The organism is Marinobacterium aestuariivivens (assembly GCF_042661465.1).
Classification (GTDB): Bacteria; Pseudomonadota; Gammaproteobacteria; order Pseudomonadales; family Balneatricaceae; genus Marinobacterium_A; species Marinobacterium_A aestuariivivens.
The window spans coordinates 5,857,773-5,864,933 of sequence record NZ_JBHSWE010000001.1 but is presented as its reverse complement, the minus strand read 5'-3'; the positions used below and the strand labels follow the sequence as shown (position 1 = coordinate 5,864,933).

Sequence of the window (7,161 nt, the reverse complement as noted above, 5' to 3'; positions counted from 1 at the left end):
CCGAGGTCCGGACGTTCGGCGCCGGGGGCGACGTTGCGGTCGGACAGGTCCTGGCCGGCGCAGAAACCGCGGCCGTTGCCGGTGATCATCAGGCAGCGCACCGCCGGATCCCGGCGCGCGCTTTTCAGGGCGTCGCGTACCTCGGCGTGCATTTCGGCGTTGAAGCTGTTGAGGCTGGCCGGACGGTCGAAGGTCAGGACGGCCACGCCCTGGTCGACGCGGTACTCGATATGCTGATAGCTCATCAAAGGGGACTCCTGCATCTGATGCAATAAAGGGGCTCAGCGGCCGCTATAGTGCGGGCTTCGCTTTGCGATAAAGGCGCGAATGCCCTCATTGCGTTCCTCCGAATGGAAAGGGGTCAGCAGCCGCGATAGCGCGGGCTCCTCTTTTCGATAAAGGCACGGATGCCCTCGTTGCGATCCTCGGTGGCCGCCAGCAGCGTGAACGCCTTGCGTTCGTAAGCGAGGCCTTCGGCAAGGTGCGATTCCTGGGCGCGGTTCAACACGTCCTTGGCCTGCTGCATCGCCAGCGGCGCTCGGCGTGCGATGCGGCGGGCGATTTCCCGCGCGCGTTCGAGGCAGAGCTCCGGCTGCGTCAGCTCCGAGACCAGGCCCGCCTGCAGCGCCCGTTCGGCACCGATCGGCTGGCCGGTCATCACCATCTGCGAGGCCAGGGCCTTGCCGACGGCGCGGATCAGACGCTGGGTGCCGCCGGCGCGGGATGATGCCGAGGTTGATCTCGGGCTGGCCGAACTGGGCATCGCGGGACGCGACCACGATATCGGCGTGCATCATCAGCTCGCAGCCGCCGCCCAGGCAGTAACCGTTCACCGCGGCGATCAGCGGTTTCGCAAAGGCGGCTATGCGGGCCCAGTGGCGGGGGCGGGGATCCTGCATCACGCCGACGGCATCGAGCCCGGCCATTTCGCGAACGTCCGCACCGGCGGCGAAGGCGCGTTCGTTACCGGTGATGACCACGGCCCGCACTCCTTCATCGCCGGCGGCGACGTCGAGCAGGGCGGCCAGCTCCTCGAGCAGGGCCGTGTTGAGGGCATTGAGGGCGTCGGGGCGATTCAGTCTGATCAGCAGCACGCCCTCGTCGGGCGTTTCGGTCAGCAGATAGTTCGGCATGGCGCTTTCCATTTACCTGGTCGGGCCGCCCGTCGCCGGTGCGACAGCGCGGCTGTTATTGACTAAAGTCAAGATAACGCCAAAAGGGATACAAATAAATAGATAAAAAGTAAATATACGTGTCTCTTTGTTGGTTTTTGTTCATGATGCCGGACCGCTTCGGTGGTGGTTGCTGACAGGGTGAGGGAGGTGTCATGTGAACGCCATGCATCAGGTGATGCATTTTAATTTATTGATAAATAGAGATATTTATGTGTTCTGGCCGGTGTGTTTAAGGGTCGGGAGGCGGGTCCCGGCAAGTCGATCGGAACCGAATGGGAACCAAGTGTTACTTTATTGATATTTGACAATGAAATTCCGTGTAACTAGCATCTGGGCTTGAACAATGGCAGGTCGAGTGGCAGGCGCTGGCCCCGGGGGCGCGTACGCCGCCCCTGAACTGCACACAGCAAACAGCAGGCAGTTCCGCCACCGACGGCATCCCGCGCCAGCATCAGGAGACCGGTTTATGTCAAAGGCCCAGGCGTTCTTCGACGCCCATTCGAATACCTTGCAACAGGCGGTCGCCGCCAATCGCAGCCGCGAATTCTGGTCCCCCTATCCGGAGGCGCCCAGCGGCCGTCTCTACGGTGAAAACGCCAGTGCCGAGGGGCGCGCACGTTTCGAAAGCTACCTGGGCAAGCCCTTCGAGCTGGCATGTGCCGAGGTTACGGCGGAAGTCGGTGAAGAGGCGTCGCCCTACGGCATCGCGCTCGGGGTGCGTTATGCGCAACCCGACACCGAAGCCCTGGTCGCCCGCATGCAGGGCGCGATGTCGGTCTGGCGCGATGCAGGCCCCGATATCCGGGCCGGTATCTGCCTGGAGATCCTGGATCGTCTCAACAAGCGCAGTTTCGAAATGGCCCATGCAGTCATGCATACCACCGGCCAGGGGTTCGTGATGGCGTTCCAGGCCGGCGGCCCCCATGCCCAGGACCGCGGCCTCGAAGCCGTGGCCCGCGCCTGGAGCGCAATGAAGGAGGTGCCGCAGCGCGCGCTGTGGGTCAAGCCGCAGGGCAAGAATCCGCCGCTGGCGCAGGAAAAGCGTTTCCACATCGTGCCGCGCGGCATCGGCCTGGTCGTGGCCTGCGCCACCTTCCCGACCTGGAATACCTACCCGGGCCTCTTTGCAAGCCTGGTGACCGGCAACCCGGTGATCGTCAAGCCGCACCCGGGGGCCGTGCTGCCGGTCGCCATCAGCGTGCAGGTGGCCCAGCAGGTGCTGGCCGAAGCCGGTTTCGACCCGAGCCTGGTGTCGATGGTGCCGGACAGCCAGGCCGCGCCGGTCACCAGGAAGCTGGCGCAGCATCCTGCCGTCAGGTTGATCGACTTCACCGGTTCCAGCGCCTTCGGCAACTGGCTCGAAGACAACTGCCGCCAGGCCGAAGTCTTTACCGAAAAGGCCGGGGTCAACACCGTCATCATCGACAGTGTCGAAAGTCTCAAGCCGGTGGTGCGCAATCTGACCACTTCGCTGAGCCTGTATTCCGGCCAGATGTGTACGACGCCGCAGGCGATCTATATTCCGCGCGACGGCATCGAAACCGCCGACGGTCACCTGAGCTTCGACGAAGTGGCCGAGGCGCTGGCCGCCGGCATCGCCAAATTCACTGCCAATACTGAGGTCGCGGTCAATGTCCTGGGCGCCATCCAGAGTCGCGACACCCTGGCGCGTATCGACGCCTGCGGCGGACTCGGGGAAGTGGTGCTGGAAAGCCGGGCGCTCGAGCACCCCGATTTTCCGAATGCCCGTATCCGCACGCCGCTGCTGCTGAAGGTCGAGGGTGCCGATATCGACGTCTACGGCGAGGAGCGTTTCGGCCCGATCAGCTTCCTGATTGCCACCGACAGCACCGACCATAGCTTCGAGCTGGCGCGCCGGGTGATCGGTGACAGGGGCGCCATCACGCTCGGCGTCTATTCCATCCGTGATGCCGTGCTGGAGAGGGCGGAGGCGCTGGCGCTGGACGTCAAGGTGGCGCTGTCATGCAACCTCGGCGGCGGTATCCTCGTCAATCAGTCGGCGGCTTTCAGCGATTTCCACGCCACCGGCGGCAATCCGGCGGCCAATGCCAGCCTGACCGATGCCGCCTTCGTCAGCCGGCGCTTCCTGGTGGTACAGAACCGCCGCGATGTTCCCGTAACGCAGGAGGGCTGAACATCATGCCGATCTACAGAATCGACGGTTTGACCCCGGTGGTCGATCCCAGCGCCTACGTGCACCCGACCGCGGTGCTGATCGGCGACGTCATCGTCGGCCCCGGCTGCTATGTCGGACCCAACGCCAGCCTGCGCGGCGATTTCGGCCGGCTGGTGCTGGAAGAAGGTTCGAACGTCCAGGACAACTGCGTCATGCACGGCTTTCCCGATACTGATACCGTGGTCGAGGTCGATGGCCATATCGGCCACGGCGCCATCCTGCACGGCTGCCGCATCGGCCGCAATGCCCTGGTCGGCATGAATGCGGTGGTGATGGACGGCGCCCAAATCGGTGCGGAATCGATCGTCGCGGCCAACGCCTTCGTCAAGGCCGGATTCGAATGCCCGCCCCGGTCGATGCTGGTGGGCTCGCCGGCCAAGGTGCTGCGGACCCTGAGCGACGACGAGGTGCGCTGGAAGTCGCAGGGGACCGCCGAATATCAGCTGCTGACCCGCCGCTGCCAGGCGTCTCTCGAGCCATGCGAGGCGCTGACCGAGGTCGAGCCGGACCGGCCGAGAATGGGCGGCAGCGAGGTGGTGCCCAAGTACAGGTCCTGAACTCCGAGCTGCTCGAGCATTCGTGAATTTCCGGAAGAAATGTGGGATGCTGGTGAAGCGTAAAGCGTAAGTGCGCAGGATAGTGAAGCCGCCTGAGTGCGTTCTGATCAGATGGCACTGCGCTTGGGGCGGCGCAACCGCCAGGGACGGCGGATGGCCGCCCCGCGGAAATCCTGAAAACGCAGGAGCTGTTGTCAGGGAACCCATCATGGGGCCCTGGGCGGCAGCTGCGCGGGAGCCGATTGATCCGCCCGATAGCCCAAGGTGCCCGCCGCAACCAATCGAGCTGCAATACGATCGATGTGATGGGTTACGCGATGCCGCGAACCGTGCGGATATCGATCGACAACGTCATTTGCATCGCTTCACCCATCCTACGCACTGGTCACTGTTAACTGTTAACTCGAATCTGTTTACTGGAACTTCCATGGATCTGTTGTCGGCTATGAATCTCTTTGTGCGGGTGGTCGAGCTCGAGAGCTTTACCCGGGCTGCGGACGAACAGGGGTTTCCAGTTCGGCGGTGAGCAAGCAGGTGGCGATGCTCGAGCAGCATTTCAACGCCCGGCTGCTGAACCGCACGACCCGCAGTCTCAACGTCACCGATATCGGCGATGCCGTCTATCACCAGTGCAAAAGGGTACTGGAGGAGGTGGGGCATACCGAGAACCTGGTGGCGGGCCTTCAGGGCGAACCCCGTGGGCTGCTGCGCATATCCTGCAACATGACCTTCGGCCAGCTGGTGCTGGCGAAGGCACTGCCGGAATTCATGGCGCGTTATCCGGAGGTCCGGGTAGAAGTCACCCTGGATGACCGTACGCCTGATATGGTGCGTGAGGGCCATGACCTGATGATCCGTGTCAAGGGGCTGCAGTTGCCGGACTCGAGCCTGGTTGCCCGCAAGCTTTGCGATCTGCCGATGTTCGTCTGCGCGACCCCAGAGTACCTGGCCAGCAAGGGCGTGCCGGACTGTCCCCAGGCCCTGCGACAACACAACTGCCTGATCTTCGTCCATGCCGAGAACGCCCATCAGTGGCTGGTCAGCATGCCCGGCCAGACGCCGGAGCCGGTCGAGGTCAGCGGCGACCTGCGCGCCAACAACAGCCTGGTGGTGCGCGAAGCCGTGCTGGCGCACCGTGGCATCGCCAATCTGGCGTCGTTCGTCATCGCTCCGCTGGTTGCCAGCGGCGAGATAGTGCCGGTGTTTCCGCAAGCCAGGCCCGAGTGCCTGGCAGTCTATGTCTTCTTTCCCAGCCGCGAGTCGACGACCCTCAAGATCAGCCGTTTCGTCGAGTTCTTCGAGGCCTGGCTGGCCGACAATCTGCCACAGACGTTGACGGATGCGAATACAGGCGACAGCTGACGAGGGGCAGGTAGGCTGCCCTCGCGCCCTTGGGTGTAACGCGTCACGACTCTTTCCATACCGGAAACAATGTTGTGCGTCCGGGCCCGATTATCCGGGCCGTCTTCTTCGATAAGCTGATTCCGATTCAGACAGGGTCCGATGGCATCGGCCCCGGTCGACTTTGGCTATAAGAAGAAGAGCCCGACAATGATCAAAACCTACGAATTTCCGCAATATCCCTATATCCGCAGTGCCGATCAGGATGCTGCAGTGGCGGTGCGCCGGCCGGTGGTGATCGGCGGCGCCGGTCCTGTCGGCATGGCGATGGCGATCGACCTGGCCCTGCACCGGATCCCGGTGGTGGTGCTCGACGACAACAACACCGTCAGTTTCGGCTCCCGCGCGGTCTGCTACGCCAAGCGCCTGCTGGAAGTCATGGACCGCCTCGGCATCGGCGAGCGCCTGATGCAAAAAGGCGTGACCTGGAACGTCGGCAAGGTATTCTTCGAGGAGGCGCCGGTCTACAGCTTCAACATGCTGCCGGAGGAGCATCATCGCCGCCCCGGCTTTATCAATCTGCAGCAGTATTACATCGAGGAGTACCTGGTCGACCGCATTCAACAGCTCGACGAGGTCGATCTGCGCTGGAAGAACAGGATCACGGCCCTGGAACAGAACGACGAGGGCGTGTTGCTGACGGTCGAGACGCCGGACGGCCCCTACCGTCTGGAGGCGGACTACCTGATCGCCTGTGACGGCGCCAACTCCGATATCCGTACGATGTGCGGACTGAAGTCGAGCGGCCAGATATTCGAGGATCGCTTCCTGATCGCCGATGTGGTGATGGATCCGAAGCGCTTTCCGCCGGAGCGATGGTTCTGGTTCAATCCGCCTTTCCACGACGGCCAGTCGACGCTGTTGCATCGCCAGCCCGACAACGTCTGGCGCATCGACTTCGATCTGGGCTGGGATGCCGATCCCGAGGAGGAGAAAAAGCCCGAGAAGATCATTCCCCGGGTCAAGGCCTTCCTCGGCGACGATGTCGAATTCGAGCTCGACTGGGCCAGCGTCTATACCTTCTGCTGTCGCCGCATGGACGATTTCCGACATGGCCGGATACTGTTTGCCGGCGACTCGGCGCACCAGGTCTCGCCGTTCGGTGCCCGCGGTGCCAACTCCGGAGTGCAGGATACCGATAACCTGGCCGGAAACTGGCGCTGGTGCTGAACGGCCAGGCCCCGGAGTCGCTGCTGGATACCTACACCGAGGAGCGCCTCTTTGCCGCTGACGAGAACATCAAAAACTCGACCCGGTCGACCGACTTCATCACGCCCAAGAACGAGGCCAGCCGCCAGTTCCGCGATGCGGTGCTGAACCTGTCGCGCCGGTACCCGTTCGCCCGCAGTCTGGTCAATTCGGGACGCCTGTCGGTGCCCTCTGCCTACGTCGATTCGAGCCTCAATACGCCGGATCGTGAAACCTTCAGCGGCAATATGGTACCGGGTACGCCAAGCACCGACGGTCCGGTGCTGCGCAATGGCCGAGAGGACTTCCTGCTCAGTTGCCTCGGCAACGACTTCAAGACGCTGTGGTTCATCGATCCGCGCAATCCGCCGTCGGCCGGGGAGCTGCAGCAACTGGCGCTGCTGGCGGAGCTAGAACTGCCGATCCAGACGCTGCTGGTGTCCTCGCAGCCGCTCGGACTTGTATTGCCACAGGGCGTCGAGCTGCTGGTCGATACCCTGGGGGTTGTCGTCGAACGTTTCGACGGCCAGCCCGGCAGCTGCTATCTAATGCGTCCGGACCAGCATGTCTGTGGTCGCATGCGTACCTTCGATGCGGATCGCCTGGTGGCGATGCAGCGCAGAGCGATCGGTTACTGAGGAGC

General features: G+C 63.2%; 5 protein-coding genes and 2 pseudogenes. 4 read left to right on the top strand and 3 right to left on the bottom strand.

What is annotated here, in order from left to right; genetic code table 11:
* From ACFQDL_RS30820 to ACFQDL_RS30810, 3 genes and pseudogenes are all read right to left on the bottom strand, one after another.
* Positions 1-245 (bottom strand): enoyl-CoA hydratase-related protein (locus ACFQDL_RS30820; RefSeq protein WP_379912780.1); only part of this gene is annotated, 245 nt, incomplete at its 3' end.
* 116 nt (positions 246-361) lie between these two features.
* Positions 362-763: an enoyl-CoA hydratase-related protein gene (locus ACFQDL_RS30815; RefSeq protein WP_379912778.1), complete on the bottom strand. Its 402-nt coding sequence runs from the start codon at positions 761-763 to the stop codon at positions 362-364.
* 16 nt (positions 764-779) lie between these two features.
* Positions 780-1,133: pseudogene (locus ACFQDL_RS30810) on the bottom strand (enoyl-CoA hydratase-related protein); the annotation flags it as partial.
* Positions 1,134-1,641: 508 nt separating this feature from the next.
* Here ACFQDL_RS30810 and paaN point away from each other — a divergent pair.
* From paaN to ACFQDL_RS30790, 4 genes and pseudogenes are all read left to right on the top strand, one after another.
* Positions 1,642-3,330, top strand: a complete 1,689-nt coding sequence (gene paaN / locus ACFQDL_RS30805) for a phenylacetic acid degradation protein PaaN (RefSeq protein ID WP_379907246.1) — start codon at positions 1,642-1,644, stop codon at positions 3,328-3,330.
* A gap of 5 nt (positions 3,331-3,335) precedes the next feature.
* Positions 3,336-3,929: a phenylacetic acid degradation protein PaaY gene (gene paaY / locus ACFQDL_RS30800; RefSeq protein ID WP_379907245.1), complete on the top strand. Its 594-nt coding sequence runs from the start codon at positions 3,336-3,338 to the stop codon at positions 3,927-3,929.
* A gap of 522 nt (positions 3,930-4,451) precedes the next feature.
* Positions 4,452-5,291: a LysR family transcriptional regulator gene (locus tag ACFQDL_RS30795; protein WP_379907244.1), complete on the top strand. Its 840-nt coding sequence runs from the start codon at positions 4,452-4,454 to the stop codon at positions 5,289-5,291.
* Positions 5,292-5,432: 141 nt separating this feature from the next.
* Positions 5,433-7,156 (top strand): annotated as a pseudogene (locus tag ACFQDL_RS30790) (FAD-dependent oxidoreductase).
* The last annotated feature ends 5 nt before the right edge of the window (positions 7,157-7,161 follow it).